Annotated in this window: 10 protein-coding genes; 6 read left to right on the forward strand and 4 right to left on the reverse strand. The window is 44.1% G+C overall.

The features are described 5' to 3' along the window. Positions 1-80 precede the first annotated feature (80 nt). Positions 81-1,292, forward strand: coding sequence for a DUF418 domain-containing protein (locus P1X15_RS18680; protein ID WP_277339651.1), 1,212 nt, complete (start codon positions 81-83; stop codon positions 1,290-1,292). Here the strand turns inward: P1X15_RS18680 and P1X15_RS18685 are convergent. After that, positions 1,282-4,329 carry an SdrD B-like domain-containing protein gene (locus P1X15_RS18685; RefSeq protein WP_277339652.1) on the reverse strand — a complete coding sequence of 1,016 codons (3,048 nt, stop codon included), beginning with the start codon at positions 4,327-4,329 and terminating at the stop codon, positions 1,282-1,284. The genes P1X15_RS18680 and P1X15_RS18685 overlap by 11 nt on opposite strands. Before the next feature lie 809 nt (positions 4,330-5,138). Between P1X15_RS18685 and P1X15_RS18690 the strand changes: the two genes are divergently transcribed. The 5 genes from P1X15_RS18690 (at position 5,139) to P1X15_RS18710 (ending at position 13,275) form a co-directional block, all read left to right on the forward strand. Beyond that, positions 5,139-5,687, forward strand: a complete 549-nt coding sequence (locus tag P1X15_RS18690; RefSeq protein ID WP_277339653.1) for a GNAT family N-acetyltransferase — start codon at positions 5,139-5,141, stop codon at positions 5,685-5,687. Between the two features lie 91 nt (positions 5,688-5,778). Then, positions 5,779-6,219: an SsrA-binding protein SmpB gene (gene smpB / locus P1X15_RS18695; protein WP_277339654.1), complete on the forward strand. Its 441-nt coding sequence runs from the start codon at positions 5,779-5,781 to the stop codon at positions 6,217-6,219. 477 nt (positions 6,220-6,696) lie between these two features. Beyond that, positions 6,697-8,751 (forward strand): methionine--tRNA ligase, encoded by a 2,055-nt coding sequence (metG, locus tag P1X15_RS18700; protein ID WP_277339655.1) that lies wholly within the window; start codon positions 6,697-6,699, stop codon positions 8,749-8,751. Between the two features lie 202 nt (positions 8,752-8,953). Next, positions 8,954-10,357 carry a Gfo/Idh/MocA family protein gene (locus P1X15_RS18705; RefSeq protein WP_277339656.1) on the forward strand — a complete coding sequence of 468 codons (1,404 nt, stop codon included), beginning with the start codon at positions 8,954-8,956 and terminating at the stop codon, positions 10,355-10,357. A gap of 161 nt (positions 10,358-10,518) precedes the next feature. Continuing rightward, positions 10,519-13,275: a DUF1553 domain-containing protein gene (locus tag P1X15_RS18710; protein WP_277339657.1), complete on the forward strand. Its 2,757-nt coding sequence runs from the start codon at positions 10,519-10,521 to the stop codon at positions 13,273-13,275. Between the two features lie 118 nt (positions 13,276-13,393). On the opposite strand, the gene P1X15_RS18715 is transcribed toward P1X15_RS18710, so the two are convergent. Genes P1X15_RS18715 through P1X15_RS18725 form a run of 3 tightly spaced genes read right to left on the reverse strand, consistent with a single transcriptional unit; the run spans position 13,394 to position 19,860 of the window. Continuing rightward, positions 13,394-14,575, reverse strand: coding sequence for a VWA domain-containing protein (locus P1X15_RS18715; protein ID WP_277339658.1), 1,182 nt, complete (start codon positions 14,573-14,575; stop codon positions 13,394-13,396). Position 14,576: 1 nt separating this feature from the next. After that, positions 14,577-17,570, reverse strand: coding sequence for a DUF4132 domain-containing protein (locus tag P1X15_RS18720; RefSeq protein WP_277339659.1), 2,994 nt, complete (start codon positions 17,568-17,570; stop codon positions 14,577-14,579). 13 nt (positions 17,571-17,583) lie between these two features. Next, positions 17,584-19,860 carry a DUF5682 family protein gene (locus P1X15_RS18725; RefSeq protein WP_277339660.1) on the reverse strand — a complete coding sequence of 759 codons (2,277 nt, stop codon included), beginning with the start codon at positions 19,858-19,860 and terminating at the stop codon, positions 17,584-17,586. Positions 19,861-19,871 lie beyond the last annotated feature (11 nt).

Raw genomic sequence — 19,871 nt, forward strand, 5'->3', positions numbered from 1 at the left:
CGAAATAAGCGCAAGCATAGGGGAAAAAACAGCATAGATTGTCTTTGGTTTAAAACATACAAGCCATTAAAATAAAACCTATGAAAACAACTACAGCTGCTACGGCCACGGAGCGTTTATTGATAGTGGATGGTCTACGAGGATTTGCCCTTTTTGGAATTTTGATTGCTCATATCACGTATTGGTTCAATGCCGGGCCTATGCCGGATGGTGTTATTCAAAAATTTGACGGTATTCCTTTTCAAATTGCGGCGACTTTCGAAGGGATTTTTGTCTCGGGCAAATTCTACACATTTTTCTCTTTTTTGTTTGGCTTGAGCTTTGCTCTTCAAATGAAAAGCCGTGATTTTACGATAGCGCGTTTTGGGTGGCGACTGTGTTTGTTAGGGCTGATTGGGCTCATTCATAGTCTGCATTGGAGAGGTGATATTTTGAGTATATATTTTGTGGTAGGCCTGGTAATGATACCCCTGCGACGACTAACGGACAAATGGCTGGTAGTACTGGCTTTTTTGTTAATACTTAATCTCCCAAGCCGTATTCGAGAAGTATATCATTGGATAAAGCCTGTAGCTGAAGCAAGTCCTCAACAGCGAAAAATAGAAGAAGCCAATACCCGCCAATATTGGGATATGCTTAAAAGCGGAAATTATGTGGAGCTGATAAAATCCAATATTCCAGCGATTGCCACCAAGTTTGATTTTCAATTTGACAGTGGAAGGATATATATCACTTTAGGATATTTTTTGTTGGGGCTGTTAGCTGGGCGTCGCCGATGGTTTGCTGATTTGAGTGAAAATCGTTCTTTTTTGAGAAGATGGTTTAAAATAAGCGGTTGGGCTACACTCGGGATTATTGCCGTGGCGGTTCCGTTTGGACTGATGTTTGGACAAGGTCCGCCCAAACCTTGGTTCAACATAGTGATGGGCACCCTTTTTGACGCTCACAGTATGTTTTTGACATTTTTCTATATCACTGGCATGACGCACCTTTTGCAAAAGAAAAGTTGGGCGAGTTTGCTCCAACACTTCTCAGTGATTGGCAAACTCGCCCTTACTTCTTATTTAGGCCAAACCTTGATTGGAATTGTGCTTTTCTACGGCCTAGGTTTCAATCTTTTAGGGGAAATCAACCCGTGGATATGTTTGCTCTTGACTTTTCCAGTCTATGGTTTGCAAGTGGTGTTTAGTCATTGGTGGCTTTCCAAATTCTATTATGGCCCTGTCGAATGGCTCTGGCGGTCGCTTACTTATGGCCGCTGGCAGCCTATGAGACGGGTAATTATATCTTGATCTTTTTGACCGTGAAAGGAAAACAATGCTCTGTCGGACAGAAACACTCTTCAATCACGACGATAGGACAACAAGTTTCGGTAGGGCATTCCTTTTCGGCAATTTCGACGGTGTATTCACCAGGGATCGTTACTTCTAGAGAAGCACTGTTGGCATTTTCTATTCTTTCTCCATCTTTGAACCATTGGTAAGTATTGTATCCAGAGGGAGCTTGAATCAATACTTTTTCTTGCCGAGCAGTGCAAAGCGGAATCGGAATACTGACGCAGGCGGTTGCATAGTCATTTTCGGTTTTGGAAAAATTGCCTGGAGTAGAGTTGGGGTCATTGCCGAAAGCACTGATGATTTCGGCTTCATTACAGAGTAAACCATGGGCAAAGCCGCCGTTTCCGTTTATCTTAACCGTGAGGGTAAGAGTATCCTGCTGCCCTGATAGTAGTTTTAGAGGCCCCCAGAGATGGGTAGTGGGGTTGTAAGTACCTTGAGAAGCTAAGGCCGAGAGAAGCGTAAAGTTTTGTAACAAAGTATCCGCAACCATTACACTATCGGCGGTGCCTTCAAGGGCATCGTTCCGTACAATCAACTGAAATATTGCCGTATCTCCCAGGGCTCTTACACAATTACCCATAATGATTTTTTGTAGTCCCAAATCAATATCAGGAATTTCGAGGGCTTTTAATGTAAGACCAAAATCAAGACTGAAATTGGTTTGGGCATTATCTCCCGTAAAAATCTTTGCTACTATCTGCGACGAATCAGCGTTGTACTCAGCATCGGAGTCTCTTAAGTAGCTTAGGGCGTCGCCCTTTACTTTTAACGGAGCTACAGTGAGCGTATCTTTTAATTTGACAAAATAATTTGCAACGCTAAATGCTTTTAAAGTGGCTGTTGGCGGTGGTGGTGAAAGTAAAGAGGAAGGGATTTCTTGGTTAAGGTCAATCCTTACTTCATATGGATTATTTCTTTTAAGCCCCCCAGCTACGTTTTGGTCGTTGAAATAATACTGTCCTCCATTGGAAGTAGTATCGCGGGCTACCTCAATACCTTCGTTTTGCATATCGTGTAAGGTAATGATTACGTTGTCCAGTAGTCCTTCGTTGGCTTCTTGAATACCATCTCTGTTGGTATCATACCATAAGATATTGCCAATTTCGAGCGGCGCACTTTCACAGATTCCGGCCAAATCGCCCACTCCACCCGATTTGCCTAATGAACCAGGGCTGTTAGCATATACTGCAAAAGCTCTTTTACGTTTTCCTGTTTTGGTATCAAAAGCCACAAAGCCTGTCGCTAAATAAGTAGCATGTAGTGGGTCAAGGGCTGAAATGAGTACTTCTTGCTGTCCTGCAATTTTGAAAAGTCCGCCATTGGTAATTTCGGCATGACCTACATCTCCGTTGCCATTGAGCCAATAGTCTTCACAAAAAAATTCTCCTCCCCCTGGACCGGAGTCGCTGTCAACTCCACATCCAACGAGGGTTCCAGAATGTGCGTTGTTTTCGAGTTCGTAGGAACCATCACCTCGGCGTTGAGCACGTACCAAATCTCCACTCATAAATCCATAATAATGGAGCGTATCATCTACTGCAATACCTGGCTGAGCTTGACCCGTCTGTAATCCAAGCCTATCCATAAAAGCTAAAATAAGGGAACCATCATCATCAAATTCAATATCGGAAAGGATAGCTTGCGGATAAACGGCAAAAGCAGCCACAGGGTCAGGATTGCCATTGGGATAGTTGCACTGTTTAGGGAAAATATTGGTCCAAGGTTTCCAGGTCTTGATTGTATCACAGCCTTGTGTATTATCAATAGGTCCACGAGGATAACCCAAATCAAACTGGAATATATTTCTATAAGTAGTGGTTTTGGGGTTGAACTCATAGACAGCGGCTTTCAAATCTGCTATTTTTTGGGAAGTTTCGGCGGTACATACGACTCCTAAGTACAGCTTTCCACGGTAATATTTGAGCCCCCAAGGCACATATTCATTATTGGAGCAGTCGGGGTGAGGAATATTAAAAGAGGTAGTTTTGGCTTCCTCAGCACTTGCAGGTGCAGCGAGTGGCTTTCCTACCAAAAAACTGTAAAGCTTTTGGTCATAAAGATTGATTACATACAGGGTATCTTGATTAGCCGAAAATTGGGAGCCACCTATTCCTATTTTTCCTGCTTTATGAAAAGCCAATGAGTCGCGGCTAAATTCGGTTTTGTCAGCTGGTAAAATATTGACGCCAGTCGAATCAATATGAGGGTCAGGGCCAGTGTCAATACCAATAGTTTTGATATCTAAGAAATTAGAGACTTGATTGGTTTTAAGATCAATCGAATAGTACCCTCCTGTACCTAATGGGCCTAGTCCGACGTGTCTTCGAGTAATAGCTGCTACCAACAATAGATTTGAAGAACGCTGATAAGCTGCAATCCAAGTGGCACCGATGGTTTTGGCCGTGGCCAGTTTTTGCATCGACATGTCATCTTCTCCGGCCAAGCCCGATGCCGTATAATCAAATACCACTAGGGCAGGGTCTGGGCCTGCGGTGCCATCTTTGAGGGGATCTCCCATGGCATAGCAGGCAGTTACGATTTTGACTTCGCTGCCTGCACGACAAAATTCATCATCATTGAAAATACCAAGGTCAATCTGGGTAGCTGGAGCTTGTACAAACCTTACCTCTGTACCATTTTGAGGTCCTACGAGGGATACAAAAAAAGTAGGAGGAAAATCAGAGAATTCGATGCGGGCAAGGGTACCAGGAGGAACTTGAGTATCATCAAACTCATAATGCCCGCTAGAATCAGTGAAAGCGACGAGAGGAGTAGAATTGCCAACAATAAAGAGTTGGACTTTTACGTCCGAAATTCCCCTTTCAATTGGGTTTTCGAGGGTGCGGGTTCCGCTGGCGTCAAAATCGCCATAGACCATTCCAGAAACTTGAGCTTTGATAGAAAGGTGTAGCCCTAAAGAGAGAATGAACAAACATGTGCTAGCCCACACCTTTGGAGAGGCAGAGAGCCATTGTAGAGATAATCTCATTGCTTTAGATAATTAACGTTTGAGTAATAGGGTTAAGTGCCGCTGGCTAAAATGGCTGGATAGAGAGGTTATTTTTAACCAGTGCTAGTACTTTGAAAATTGGTAAAATTGATGAACTTTGGTTTATTGTAACTAAATGAAATACTAGGTCTGTATTGGTAGATACAAACCATTCTTATTCCTTCTTTGAAGAAGGAAGGTTCAAAAATTAAATGTTTATTAAGCCCTAAATTAACTATAAGTAGGGCAAACTAGCTTGAGAAGGATGATATCAGCACGTATAGATACAAGTCATCATTTCGTCAAGAACTTTAGCAAAATTTTTTCAATCTGTTAGGTTGCCTATTCGGCATATATTGAAAGTCAAATATCCTGCCACATACATTAAATAGTGAGGAATTGAAGTTGAAAAATTAAAGTAATTTGTATGTGCTTGATTTCTAGTGGTTTTGAAGGCGGGGTGTAAAGGGGGAGATATACTTATATTAAAATAAATATACTAAAATTTAAACAAATATGCTGTATTTTAGTTGTCTCAAAATCCCGCAAAAATGATGCCAATCGTGGTTTTAATGTATTGATTTTAAACAGAATAATAGAAATGAGTTTAGACTTGAAGCACTAAATGGAATTCATGAGAAATAAAATAAAAAACATAAATATACCATAAAGATACTACTGGTCTATTAGCTAGATATTATCTCTTTTAAGGATTTTATTGAAAATTGAAAAAGTTTTGATTGGTTCGATTATTAAACTAATGCTGACAAAATGAATATTCCAAAAGAATCTCACCGTACGTATAAAAGATGCCTAATTCGATAGTGTTTAATCTCCGTCGCTGGCAATCTGGCGATGAAGCCTCACTCGTAAAATATGCCAATAACTATGATATTTGGCGCAATGTGAGGGATGTATTTCCATATCCTTATACTTACGCAGATGCGCAAGATTGGATACATCTTTGTGAAAAAGAAAAACAGCCAACGGTATTTGCGATAGAGGTGGCGGGAGAGGCTGTGGGAGGTATAGGGATTGTGTTGGGCAAAGATATTTACCGTTGCAATGCTGAGATTGGATATTGGCTTGGACAGCCTTTTTGGGGGAAGGGTATCATGACACAAGCTGTCATAGAAGTGACCGCTTACGCTTTTAGACAGTTTCCCGTACAAAGGATATTTGCGGGTATATTTGACTATAATTTGGCTTCTATGAAGGTACTTCAAAAAGCTGGTTATGAAAGAGAGGCTATCTTGAAAAAATCTTTGTGTAAAGAGAAAAACTTATATGATGAGCATATCTATACTACTTTTAGACCAAAAAAGCCAAAGACCGAACCTACCTTGACTTCTCAATAGTTTCTGGAATTTAGTACCTTTGCAATCCTTTTGTGAACCTATTTCACCCAAAAACGTTCCCCTGTTTACCTGTAAACCAAGAAGGTAAGAAATGAGTAAAAAAATTAATATAAGTAATCGCCGCGCTTCTTTTGAGTACTTCTTTTTGGAGACTTATACGGCAGGCGTAGTATTGACAGGCACTGAAATCAAATCGATTCGTGAAGGAAAAGTTAATTTGACGGATGCCTACTGTATCTTCCAAGATGGGGAGTTGTTAGTGCATCATTTGCATATTTCCCCCTACGAAAAAGGTACCTATGCTAATCATAATCCGACTCGTGACCGAAAGCTTTTATTGCAAAAACGTGAACTCAAAAAACTCGCTTCTAAACTCAAAGACCAGGGGCTGACTATCGTTCCGACGCGTCTTTTTATCAATGACAAAGGCCTAGCCAAAATCGATATAGCCCTTGCCAAAGGTAAAAAGCTCTACGACAAACGCGAAACCATCAAAGAACGAGACATCAAACGTAGTCGTGACGAATCGTAGGGGCAGGCCTTGCGTCTGCCCCAATGTGCGTCTGCCCCAATTTGCGTTTGTCCTAATGTGTAATGTGCGTCTGCCCAAAAATGGTAATAAAATGTGTTTGGGTCAATGTGCGTCTGTCCAAAAATGGTAAAAAAAATTCGGTAGGGGCAGGCCTTGCGTCTGCCCAATTTGCGTCTGCCCTAATTTGCGTCTGCCCAATTTGCGTCCGCCCAATTTGCGTCTGCCCAATTTGCGTCCGCCCCAAAATGGCATTAAAATGCGTTTGGTCAATCCTTGCGTTTACCGGAAAATGGCAATAAAATGCGGTAGGGGCAGACATAACAATACATGTAGGGACAAATGCAAGGCCTGGAGCAGACGCAAGGGCAGACGCAAGGCCTGCCCCTACCTTGATTACATTATTTCTAATAAAATTTTCCATTCTCCATTCCCGTACTATTTTACTAATTTTGCCCCTCAAATTTGACAAAATACATCATGAGTAAAAGATACACCGTCACGGCGGCCTTGATTTATGCCAACGGACCTATTCATATTGGGCATTTGGCGGGATGTTATGTTCCTGCCGATATTTATGTACGGTATCTAAGAGCCAAAGGGGCAGAGGTTGCTTTTGTGAGTGGTACCGATGAGCACGGCGTCCCGATTACGATTCGTGCCAAAAAAGAAGGGCTTACCCCTCAAGCCGTAGTTGATAAATACTACACCCAAATCAAGCAGTCATTTGCTGATTTTGGGATTTCATTTGATGTATATTCACGCACTAGTTTGCCTGTTCATCATGAGACCTCTCAAGAGTTCTTCAAGACTATTTACGATAAAGAGGGTTTTGTAGAAGAAACAAGCGAGCAGTATTATGATGAAGTAGCGCAGCAGTTTTTGGCCGACCGCTACATCATCGGTACTTGCCCCGTCTGTGCTAATCCCAATGCCTATGGCGATCAATGTGAGCGCTGCGGTACGGCTCTTAGTCCGTTGGAATTGAAAGAACCACATTCGACGCTTTCAGGCTCAAAGCCTGTGTTGAAATCTACCAAAAACTGGTACTTGCCATTGGACAGAATGCAGCCTGAGATTGACAAATATGTAGGTAGCCATACCGAATGGAAAACCAACGTATTTGGCCAATGCCAATCGTGGCTCAAAGAAGGTTTGCGCCCTCGCGCCATGACACGTGACTTAGATTGGGGCATCAAAGTCCCCTTGCCCGACACCGACGGTAAAGTGCTATATGTCTGGTTTGAGGCGCCGATTGGCTATATTTCAGCTACCAAAGATTGGTTAATTCAGAAAAATGGCAGTGATGCGGGTTGGGAGACTTGGTGGAAAGACCAAGAAACGGAACTGGTACACTTTATCGGGAAAGACAATATCGTGTTCCATTGCATTATTTTCCCTGCCACGCTCGTGGCCGAAGGGAGTTATATTTTGCCCTCCAATGTACCCGCCAATGAGTTTATGAACTTGGAAGGAGATAAAATCTCTACCTCGCGCAATTGGGCGGTGTGGTTGCATGAATACCTGGAAGAACTTCCCGGCAAGCAAGATGTATTGCGCTATGTGCTCACCGCCAATGCCCCCGAAACCAAAGACAGTGAGTTTACGTGGAAAGATTTTCAGACCCGTAACAATAGTGAATTGGTGGCGATATACGGCAATTTTGTCAATCGGGCGGTGGTGTTGACTCATAAATACTGCGACGGTAAAGTGCCTGCACGTGGCGAATTGACGGAATTTGACCAAGAAACGCTCGCTAGCCTTGCTGATTTCCCTGCCAAAATCGCCGAGGCAGTCGAAAATTATCGTTTCCGTGAGGGGTTGGCAGTATTGATGGATTTGGCGCGCCTTGGCAACAAATATTTGGCCGAAACCCAACCTTGGCAAGTCATCAAAACCGATGCCGAACGTGTCAATACCATCATGAACATTGCTTTACAAATTGCGGCCAATTTGTCGATTGTTTCTGAACCATTTTTACCTTTTACTGCCGAAAAATTGCAGCAACAATTAGGTCTCAATGCCAATGACAAAGGCGTGTGGCAGAGCGCGGGCAGGGCTGATTTACTACCCGACGGAGCTGCGATTGGAGAAGCGTTTTTATTGTTTGAAAAAATTGAAGATTCTGTTATCGAAAAACAAATCCAGAAACTACACGACGCAAAAAAAATGAACGAATTAGCCACCAAGTCGGTACCTGCTTTGAAGCCTACTGTTCAGTTTGATGATTTTTCAAAGTTAGACTTACGTATCGGCACTATTTTGGAAGCTGAAAAAGTGCCTAAAAGTGATAAGTTGCTGAAGTTTTTGGTAGACGATGGCTTCGAAAAACGCACTATTTTGAGTGGCATCGCCAAGCATTTTACGCCCGAAGAGATGATTGGTCGTCAAGTGACGTTTATCGCCAATCTCGCCCCTCGCAAAATCATGGGGCAAGAATCCAACGGAATGATTCTGATGGCCGAAGACCGCGACGGAAGCCTGTCGCTCTTGCAGCCCCATAAGGAAGTATGGGCGGGTGCCTCGATTTCGTAAAGGGGAACATACTCTATATTAAAGTTTACATATACTAAAAAGGGAGATTGATTAAAAACCAATTTCCCTTTTTTTATTTCTTAAAAAAATTTATTAATTTGCTTGCGCAATGCAAAAGTTATCACTTTTAGTCTGAGCGATAGCTTCGTTGTTACCTGCATTCCAAACCCAATCTAAACTTTCAAACCTTTTTTTGCCACACATGAAAAATTTCCTAGAACGCCGTTCATTTCTGAAAGCAACGGCTGCGATTGGTTCTGCTTTAGGGCTGCCTTTTGTTTCTAACGCCCACAACAATTCTATTGAAGCCCAAATACAACGCGCCAACGAAGCCCCAAAACCAGCGGGAAAATCGGTAATCGGCCTTAAAACCGCCCCGATTCCACAAGTACGAGTGGCTTTTATTGGGGTTGGTAATCGGGGCTCGGGACACGTTAAGCTGGTACATGCCTGCGGTGCAAAGGCCAAAATCGTGGCCGTTTGCGATATTCAGGAGCGTTATACCAACCGTACCAAGCAGTGGCTTGAGTCAAAAGGTGTCAACGATGTGGCCTACTATCATTCCAAAGTAGATGCGTGGAAAGAAATGTGCCGCCGCGACGACATCGACCTTGTCATTATTGCCACGCCTTGGGAAGATCACGTACCGATGTGTGTCTATGCGATGCAGCAAGGCAAGCATACAGCTACCGAAGTACCTGCTGCTTATACACTCGAAGACTGTTGGAAACTAGTGAATACGGCCGAGCAAACCCAGAAAAACTGCATGATGCTCGAAAACGTCTGCTACGGCGATGAAGAATTATGGCTTCTTAACATGGCCCAACAAGGTGTGTTTGGGACACTTACTTACGCCGAATGCGGGTATATTCACGATTTGAGAGATTTGTTGTTTTCAAAAACTACTTATTATAACCAGTGGCGAATCCGTCATAATCTGACCCGTGACGGAAACCTCTACCCCATGCACGGTTTGGGGCCAGTGTCTCAGTACCTCAACATCGACCGTGGCGACCGCTTTAATCACCTAGTCTCGATGAGTAGCTTGGAAGCAAGCCTCAGCGAAGATTCTACTAGCATGACCGACCCTTCCAACGAATTTCATGGCAAGAAAGGCTTCAAGCACGGTGATATGAACAATACCCTCATCAAAACGCACCTCGGTCGTACGATATTGGTGCAGCATGATGTAGTTACGGCGCGTCCATACAGTCGTATCAATATGCTTGCAGGTACCAAAGCCTTCCATATGGGATATCCAAGCCAATTTTCGAAAAAAGGCCAAGGGCACGGTTTCTTGAAAGAAGATGAATACAAGGCTTTGAGGGAACAATATAAGCACCCAATTTGGAATAAAATGAAGGAAGAAATCGAGAAAAACGGTGGTCATGGCGGTATGGACTTCGTGTTGATTTATCGTCTTATCGATTGCTTCAATCGAGGTACTGCCCTTGACATGGATGTATATGATGCGGCCTCTTGGTCGTCGGTAACGCCACTTTCTGCTCTTTCTATTCAAGGCGGTAACGCACCCGTCAAATTCCCAGATTTTACTCGTGGACGCTGGAAAGAGGACCGTAAATTAGGAATTCTGGTAAATGTTTAACCTTTATAAAAGGTAAATTTGGTGATTTTCTGCGTTTTATAGTTAAATCACATTTGTATCGGTACACAATCTGAGGTGTCTATGGTGGTTCATAATTTTATCAACCTTCATAGGCACTTTGTGTTGATACCTTTTAGTGAGACACTCACACCTCCAAAATCATGACTTTCTTAAATAAAGCTTTATTTATAGCTGCCGCCGCTCTGGTTTTAGGGTATGGCTATCATACTTTGAGTGGAAATGAAGTGGATTTTAATACCCAAGTCAAGCCTATTATCAACAAAAAATGCATGGCTTGTCACGGTGGGGTCAAAAAAGCAGGAGGCTTTAGCCTGCTTTTTGAAGAAGAAGCCTTGGCCAAAACCAAATCAGGGAAACCTGCCATTGTACCTGGCGATGCGGATGCCTCAGCCTTTATCACTTGTCTTACCACCTCCGACCCCGACAAAAGAATGCCCAAAAAAGGCGATCCTCTGAGTAAAGAAGAGGTCGAAATCTTGACCGATTGGGTCAATCAAGGTGCAAAATGGGGTAAACATTGGGCATACGAAACCGTTCAAAAACAAGAAGTACCTAAGCCTTCTTGGTGGGAAAAGTTAACGGGTGATAGTATTTGGGCTAAAACGGATGTTGATTATTTTGTGGAACAAAAATCCAAAAAGGAAGGACTTAAACACGCTCCCGAAGCTGACCGTGCTACTTTATTACGAAGAGTGAGCCTAGATTTGACAGGACTTACCCCTACTGAGAAACAATACAAGCAATTTTTGAACGATAAGTCGCCGAAAGCCTATGAGACCTTCGTTGATTCGTTGCTCAAATCTCCTGCTTTTGGCGAAAAATGGGCGGCCATGTGGTTGGATTTGGCTCGTTATGCCGATTCAAAAGGCTATGAAAAAGACGATGCGCGTAATATTTGGCGCTACCGAGATTGGGTCATCAAGGCCTTTAACAATGATATGCCTTACGACCAATTTATCACCGAACAATTGGGGGGAGATTTGTTGCCCAAACCTACCGAAGACCAATTGATTGCGACGGCATTTCACCGCAATACCATGAACAATGACGAAGGTGGTACCGACGACGAAGAGTTTAGGGTGTCGGCGGTATTTGACCGGGTAAGTACCAATTGGGTAGCTTTCAATAGTACCACTTTTGCGTGTGTGCAGTGCCACAGTCATCCATACGACCCTTTCAAGCATGAGGAGTTTTATAAATACATGGCGTTTTTCAACAATACACGCGACGAAGATGTGATGGACGAGTCAGGGCATTTGCGTTTTTTTGAAGAAAATGACCAGAAAAAATTAGATGAACTCGCAGCGTGGCTTAAAACCAATGTTTCGGAAAAGAAATCTGAACAGGTGGTTCGTTTTCTACGAACCGTCGAGCCACGGATTTATGCGCACCATTTTGATAGTTTTCAGAAAGGCACTTCGGAGCCAAGCTCTTATATGGGAATGCAAAATGGCGGGAGCTGTCGGCTCAAAAACGCGCCCGTAGTAGGTAAAACCCGAATGCTGCTTTCGTACGTTACGGCCCAAAAAGGGGGAAGTATTGAAATCAAAACCGACAGTTTGAACGGCCCTACTTTGGCCGTAGTAAAACTTGATACGGCAAGAGGACGAAATTTTTGGAATGGCCTGACGCTTCTCAAATGGGTAAATCTCCCCACTTTTAATACGCGTAAAGACCTTCACTTTATTTTTCGTAATCCCAACTTAGAAACCGAAACCCAAGATGTATGTTTGATGAACTGGGTGATGTTTTTGGAGGAGGATTTAGCCGGAAAAGGCAAAGAAGGCTATCAGAAACAGCTGCAAAACTTCAATGATTTGCTGTTGGCTAAAACCGAAAATGTACCTATTATGCTCGAAAATCCGGCTGATTTGAAGCGCACTACGCGGATTTTTGAGCGAGGGAGTATGTTTTCGCCCACCAAAGCCGTGGAGCCTGACGTGCCTAAGTCATTGCATCCTTTTCCCAAAAATGCCCCGCGCAATCGACTAGGATTAGCGCAGTGGATTACGGACAAACAAAATCCTCTTACCGCCCGTACAATGGTGAATCGAGTATGGGAGCAACTGTTTGGGACGGGGCTAGTCGAAACCCTCGAAGACATGGGAACGCAAGGTTTTGCCCCCACCCATCAAGAATTGCTGGACTTTTTGTCGTATCAATTCATGAATGATTTTAAATGGCAACTCAAACCTTTGCTCAAAGAAATCGTCATGTCGGCGACTTACCGTCAAGATTCGCGGGTGAGTGATGAGCTACGCGCCAAAGACCCCGCCAATCGGTTTTTAGCACGAGGGCCTCGCGTACGTCTCTCTGGTGAACAAGTACGCGACCAAGCTCTAATTGTCAGCAACTTGCTCAGTCGTAAAATGTATGGTAAACCCGTAATGCCTTATCAGCCACAAGGTGTATGGCAGGCGGTATATAGCAGTGCTAAGTGGCAGCTTAGTTCAGGGGAAGATGCTTATCGTCGGGCGATTTATACCTACATCAGAAGGTCAAGCCCATATCCGAGTATGCTTACTTTTGATGGTTCTACACGCGATGTATGCTTGGCGCGGCGTATCCGTACCAACACTCCTTTGCAGGCATTGGTGACACTCAATGATTCGGCCTTTGTGGAAATATCGCAGCAATTTGCGCGTAGAATGGAGTTTGAAGGAGGAAAAACGCTTTCGTCGCGCTTACAAAAAGGCTATTGGTGGATGACAGGGCGCAGTTTGCCCCACTCAAAGCAACAGATTTTTGAAAAACTCTACCAAGAAGCCTTGGTACGATTCCGAAAAGACCCCAAAAAACAAGAAGATTGGATGTGTAATACGGACGCCGAAACGGCGGCTTTGGCTGTAGTAGCCAATATCATGCTCAACATGGATGAGTTTATTACGAAAGAATAAGCTCAACCCTGCCAACGTTTTTTTTCGGAACGTTGGCAGGGTTTTACGTTGGCGTTTATTGTGAAAGAATAAGCTCAACCCTGCCAACGTTTTTTTCGGAACGTTGGCAGGGTTTATTTCAACCTTTTAACACTAAGCCATTTTCACCAGCCCATTGAAACAAATCTTTTTTCTGAATAGCGGCTGCCATCAAATCAGGAAACATATCGGGCGTACAGGCAAAAACTGGAATCTCGTGTTTGGCGAAAAACTGGGCATTTTGTGCGTCAAAAGAAGGGCTTCCGTCGTCGTTGAGTGCCAACAAACAAATGACTTGCACCCCCGACTCCACCAAGGCCACGGCTCTTTTTCGCATTTCGGCGAGGTTGCCACCTTCGTACAGGTCGGTTATCAAAACTAAAATGGTATCGTCAGGCTGGCGAATGATTTGCTGGCAATATTGAAGGGCCAAATTGATGTCGGTTCCTCCGCCTAGTTGTACCCCAAAAAGCAAATCAACAGGGTCTTTGAGGTCTTCCGTAAGGTCGGCTACTTGGGTGTCAAACACCACCATCTGGGTTTTGACATTGGGCAAGGACGCCATCACTGCGCCAAAAATACCCGAATACACCACCGACGTTCCCATCGAGCCACTTTGGTCGAGGCAGAGCACAATATCTTTTAGCGACCGCCTTGATTTACGTCCATAGCCAATTCTTACTTCTGGGATAATGGTCTTATATTCAGGTTGATAGTGTTTTAGGTTTTTACGAATAGTAGTATTCCAGTCGATTTCGTTGTGACGCGGACGACGGTTCCTACTGGAGCGGTTCAAGGCTCCCGTGAGCGCGGCGATGGTTTTTTGCTCTAATTTAGCCATCAATTCTTCCACTACTTTTTCGACTACGCGTCGGGCGGTATCCTTGGTTTTTTCGGGGATGAGTTTTCCCAATTCCATCAGCGTAGCTACCAAATGTACGTCGGGCGTAGTTTGTTCCAAAATCTCGGGTTCTAGCATCAGTTTTCGTTGCAATTCGGGCTGTTTGAGCGCGTCGTTTTGCATTACTTGCACTACTGTGTTTGGAAAAAAATTGCGAATATCGCCTAACCACCGCGCTACGCTGGGACTGGAGGCTTCACTACCGCCTTGTTTTTTAGCATCTCCGTAATTAAACTGACGTTTTCGCTCAAAATCGTACAATACCGTCAACGCTTTGTCGATTTGAATATCTTTTTGAGTCAGATTGTAGCCTGTCCCGTCTGCTTCGTCACCGCCGAGGATGAGCCGCCACTTTCTGAGTTGCTCTTGGTCTTCGTTCATCTTAATCTTTCAATTGATTGTCTTTAAAAAACTGCATATCGGCCATCACTTCCGAATATACGATAGGAGGAAGTTCGCCAAATGGAACCAAACGGGGGTCGTTTGCATTGGAAGGTTCATCATAAACGTAGCTCCCAAAACTTACCTGATTGCGTTTGACAAACATTAATTCGCTCAGTTCGGCATGGGCACTTGGGTCTCCGACGCTCAATTCGCCTTGTTGGGTAATGATGGCGGTAATGTTAGCTTCGGCAAAATCTTTATAAAAACTTGATATCCAGCCTGCATCTACTACCGAGCCACGGTACCATCCTAGTTTTTCCATTTTACTCGTAAAACCATAACCGCCGTATTTAACTCCCTTGAATTCGTTAGAAATCACAAGCGGCTTATCGCCTTCGGGCAGGGGGATTACTTTACGATTAAGTTGCGGGAAAATAGGCTCAATATCAGCGTCGTACAGACTGCCGTTCCAATAGTCGATTAATGCTGGCGAAAGCGAAATCGGATGAACCATCCCAATATGTAGGTCTTCGTCCAATTCGGTCTCTTCTCCTTCGGCGTTGAGGAGGGTTTGGTCTTGCTCGCACCGAAAAGTAAATTTTAGGTGGCCGTCGGCATCATAGGCTCCCCAAATCAGCCGCACTGCATAGGCAAACATGACGGGGTTTTGGAGAAAAAAGGCTTGCCATTTTTCGGCTTCCCACTTTCGTTGAATCACTAGATATTGCTCCAATCGGCTAGACTGTGATTTAACAATATCCCGGATTTCTTTGGTAATTTCTTTAAACTCTTCGGCTAGTTCTTTGGAAATGCCTTTGGGGGGCGATTTCAGGAGGCGATTGTCTTCGTTCAGAAAAACCATTTTGAAATCGGTGTTGATAAAGGCCCGATAGGTTTCGCCATCCACCTCAAACTCCCGAAAAAGCCCCTCAAAACCGAAATCTGGAATGATAGAGTCGGCCAAATCGTAAGGTGAAATGCCGAGCTCTTCCGCCGCAATTCCGAAGGCTTCGTGGGCGGCGGCACCGATGTTTTTATACTTATTTTTATATTTTCGGGAGAAAAATTCTACTGCTCGCAGGGCTTTGTTGGAGCCTTGCAAGGCAAGGGCTTTTACGGCATATTCGGCCATTTTTCCGCGTCCGTTATCCGCCCAGTCGTTTACTTTGCGTTTGAGGAGCTCGCTGCTGTCGTCGTCGCCTAGTAAGCCGCCCAAAGTCAAACAAAACTTGTATTTGGCATCGCCACCGTTGTCAAAATACAGTTTGAGCAGTTTTTTGGCAAAATCCCCGCTGCTTTGGCGGTCGATAAGCGCGAGCAAAGGCTTGGCTTCGGGGTCGGTGCGGATGTCTCTGGCGCGACTCATGCGGTAACATAAAAAGCGAACCACTTCGCTATCAATGCTTTTTGGGGAATCTTGCCAATACAAGGCTGGGAGCTGGGTTTCGTCCAACCACCACTCCAAAGGTTTTTCTAATTTGCCCCTTGTTTTTGCCTTTGCTACTCTTTGCAAAACAGCTTCTTGGGTAGCTTGAGATGTCAACCATCCCACCACGCCTTCGAGCATGGTATCGCGAGCATCGTCGTTTTTTTCGGAATCGATGGCATTCATCAAAACCGCCTGCGCTTGCGCTGAATTGAGCAAGGTTAGAATCAATGCTGCCGTTTGGCGAATTTCAGCCTTCTTGTCGTTGAGTAGCTTTTCGGCCTCAGGAATGATGCGTTCACCTAGTTTGGAGAGGGTGACAGCGGCAAGCTCTCGGATTTTTTTTGATTTGTGACGTGTAAACTCCCAAACTTTATCTTCATAGGGTTGATAATTGAGGGTTTGTATAGTTTTTAAAAAAGTTGGGTGAAAATTAAAATAAGGATCTTTGTCTGGCGATATTAAGATTTCTTTTGAAAAAAGAATAGACAAAATAGCCTCTTTGTAGGCATTGACGATGATAGGGAGATATTTTTTTTTAAAAAATGGGTTCTTACATACTATCAACAAATCACATAAATACTCTTGGGCGTTTGGCGCGTCATGCTCAATGATATAATGCACAGAATGCTCTGCTTTATTAACGCATCGCCTTTCTTCCCAACCGTTATAATCATGATAATTTTCTGCCTTTAGCCGCATTTCATTTTTAATTCGATCAATATGAAGATAAGCATGTTCTAGGCGTTTGTTTTCATACTTTTGGGGTAAGTATTGGAGAAGAAGTTGGGAGAGCCCCCACATATTAATGGCGGACTCAATTTCTGGAATTTTCTCTATAATAAGGGGTTCGTATCTTTCTGGGTCTTTTTCTAATAAAATTTGAACCGTGTAAAGGCCGATACCTTTTCCTCCATCATATTCGCCTTCTACCGCTAAGAATTTAGGAAGAAGGCTTTCTGCATAATTGAAGTCGTGAATTAAAAGTAGTTTAAAAAGCAACGAACTTTTATAGCCCTCAAAATAAGAGTAAGCAAGTTCGAAATTTTCTTGTGATAACTTGAGTATATAATTCCCAAAAGCTCTCAAACAAGCATCTGAATTATACCAAGGTAGGTCTTTGTGAAAGGAAGAAGAAATGATTTTTTTTATTAATGTACTAGTGTCAAATGAAAATTCTTGCCAGTATCCTAGTAACGCATTGAAATTTTGATCTTCTACATCATTTAATACTTCAGGAATAAAATGACGATAAAAGCTTTCTTCAAAAAAATAAGAATAAGGCCTATGAATGGGATTTTTCCAATAGTGCGGTTGTGTAATTATTCTGATGATTCTTTTGTCAATTTCATTCCAGTTTTTTGGTTCATCTAGAATCTCCAAAAACTTTTTTAAGTAATAAGGAGAATCAGAGCCTTTAATAGGGAGGGAGGGGAGCAAAGAAGAATCACTCGTAATATAATTTAGAAACTCCTCCCCAACTATCTTAACTTCGGGGTACCAAGTACATTCTTCGATTACTTTTCTAAACGCCTCTATTTTCTCTGTTCTTTCTTGTAAAGTCATAGTTTCAGCAAGTTTATACATTCCCCATCAGCATCTTCAACACCGGTAAAATCTGCTCGGCGCGCTCGGTGTCTAGGAGGGAGGAGGAAGTGGTTATGTTTGTATTTGTATCAATAATTTGTCCTTTTTTTGCTTTTTCACCAATTTGGCGGCGCTCGGCGTATTCAAACTTGGAAAAAGTACGCCGTAAAATCGGCAACAATTCCATGAAAATTTCGGGTGTGAGAGACGCGACCCACTGATACACCAAATTCCAAAGCTTGTGGTCGTAGATTAATATCATACCACTCCCGCGCAAAAAACCTTCGAGCCAAGCGGCTACGTCGGTGGGAGTGTTGGCGATAGACAATGAGTACGACAAATGTCGATTGGCTTCTTCGTCAGAAAGATGTTGCGCATCGAGCAGTAGCCGACAAGTACAGCCCATAATAAGGGGCGAAATCCCCGTTTTTTCTAAGAGTTTTTTGAGCGTTTCGAGCCATAGTGCGGAGGTTTCGGCGATGTCATTGAGTAGTATTGCCTCGTTGACTTGACCTATTTTTACAAACATTTTATCGGCGTTGGCGTCGTCAAGGCCATAGCAGGCATTGGGCAAGCCGATGCAAATGCGGATGATAAGCCGCTCTACCAGCGTTTGCATTAAGCTAAGGTCGGTTTTACGGACGTTGCCATAGCGACTGATTTGTACCAAAGGAGGGTAGGCCGTCATCAAATCAATGACATCCGATGAGAGCGTGGCAAGGTCGTTGAGTTTGGTGAGAAGCAGCTCCATCACCCCAAACAATTCGGCCGGAATAGCCCGCTGAATCAACGTGGCGATGTTGCCTACCGATGTTTCGGTTTCGAGTTGCTGAATCACTACCTGCTGCGTGGCTATCTCGATGGTATTGCCGAGGTAAGCTTTCTCAATCAACGAAATCATCATTTCGGGCTCCCATTCTAGCGTCCAAGATTCCCGAAAAGTGCCTTTGCTACGGCTATCGGCGCGTTTGGGCCAAGTCATTCCTAGTAGTTCAAGGCGATGCAGGAAGATACTGCGTTGGAGATCATTCTCGTTTCTTAAATCCAAATCATACTGTTTGGCATTAGCCGTAAGGGGGAGCCGTAGGCTTTTGAGGCTACGCTCAAAATCCCCTTGCAGCGGTACTTTAGGGACATCGTCGGGTACTTTGCCCAGTTTTTTGCCTACAATCAGCTCTTCTCTCACCAAATTGAGCATGATGCCATCGCCCATGCACATCACGGCCAATACCGCTTCGTTGAGTTCTCCCAAATTGGGATGAGCTTGTTGGCGAAGGGCGGCCAAACTTTCTGCTAATCGACTTGCCTCAATGACATGCGCCGTGGAAATATCGACTTGTTTTTTGCGAAAAACCGACGCTACCTTGGTAAGCCAACGCAGGTCGTATTCGTGGGGTGTTTTCCAGAGATGTTCGGCCCAGCCTGGCGATTCAATACCCGCGCCGTAGCCCGAGGTTAGCGAGAGACGCTTGTTTGTCCACGGAATCCACGTGGCCATTGTTTTTATTTTTGTCTTGGGCAACGACCTCAGAATCTTACTATCTGCTTTGGCGGTTTTGTCGAGGTCGAGGAGGGCGGGTGCGTGCCATGCCCCACATACTATCACGATGTTTTGGTACAATTCATTTTGCGCTTTTCGCATCAGTTCGCGCATGTAAGCTTCCCGATAATGGTTTTCTTTTTCAAGGGCGGAAGGTATTTGCTCATCGCGCAGGGCGGTTATCGCAGTTGTTACTGCTTCAAAATGCTCTGTGGGATGAAGCGAGAAATGTTGTTTTTCAAAATAATGCTCCCAAAACTCAGACCCCGAGGTAAAGCCCGCGATGTCGGCAAGGTAGTGGAGTGGGTCGCGCACAGCGATTCCTTCCATAGGTTCCAAAACTTCCTCATTCTCCAGCGGTTCGTTGGGGTTTTCGGCTGCTTCGGAGGCTTCTTTTATTTCGTCATTAGCCATTTGAAAACCAATGGCTGCCGGCAAGTCGATGGCCCGAAGCGGAATGTTGTTTTGGTGGGCATAGGCCGCCGCCACCCATTCGGGCGAATATTCGGCAAAGGGATAAAACACCGATTGTTTGGGATTTTCGGTATTATAAACCATCACCGATACGGGTGGTTTGAGGTCAGCGTGGCCGATGCGTTGGAGGGCGTCGGTGATTTCGGGCGGGCCTTCTACCAAAATCATGTCAGGTTGCAGTAGTTTTAGCTGCTCACGTACATTTTTGGCCGACCCCACTCCGTGGTGACGAATTCCGAGAATATGAATAGGCATGATTTATTACA

It is taken from the genome of Runella sp. MFBS21 (assembly GCF_029433105.1).
Classification (GTDB): domain Bacteria; phylum Bacteroidota; class Bacteroidia; order Cytophagales; family Spirosomataceae; genus Runella.

What these genes read in the sequence shown, in the direction of transcription:
- smpB (WP_277339654.1), top strand. Translation starts at nt 5,779, where the DNA reads ATGAGTAAAAAAATTAATATAAGTAATCGCCGCGCTTCTTTTGAGTAC.
- P1X15_RS18705 (WP_277339656.1), top strand. Translation starts at nt 8,954, where the DNA reads ATGAAAAATTTCCTAGAACGCCGTTCATTTCTGAAAGCAACGGCTGCG.
- P1X15_RS18715 (WP_277339658.1), bottom strand. Translation starts at nt 14,575, where the DNA reads ATGAACGAAGACCAAGAGCAACTCAGAAAGTGGCGGCTCATCCTCGGC.
- P1X15_RS18725 (WP_277339660.1), bottom strand. Translation starts at nt 19,860, where the DNA reads ATGCCTATTCATATTCTCGGAATTCGTCACCACGGAGTGGGGTCGGCC.
- P1X15_RS18680 (WP_277339651.1), top strand. Translation starts at nt 81, where the DNA reads ATGAAAACAACTACAGCTGCTACGGCCACGGAGCGTTTATTGATAGTG.
- P1X15_RS18685 (WP_277339652.1), bottom strand. Translation starts at nt 4,329, where the DNA reads ATGAGATTATCTCTACAATGGCTCTCTGCCTCTCCAAAGGTGTGGGCT.
- P1X15_RS18710 (WP_277339657.1), top strand. Translation starts at nt 10,519, where the DNA reads ATGACTTTCTTAAATAAAGCTTTATTTATAGCTGCCGCCGCTCTGGTT.
- metG (WP_277339655.1), top strand. Translation starts at nt 6,697, where the DNA reads ATGAGTAAAAGATACACCGTCACGGCGGCCTTGATTTATGCCAACGGA.
- P1X15_RS18690 (WP_277339653.1), top strand. Translation starts at nt 5,139, where the DNA reads ATGCCTAATTCGATAGTGTTTAATCTCCGTCGCTGGCAATCTGGCGAT.
- P1X15_RS18720 (WP_277339659.1), bottom strand. Translation starts at nt 17,570, where the DNA reads ATGACTTTACAAGAAAGAACAGAGAAAATAGAGGCGTTTAGAAAAGTA.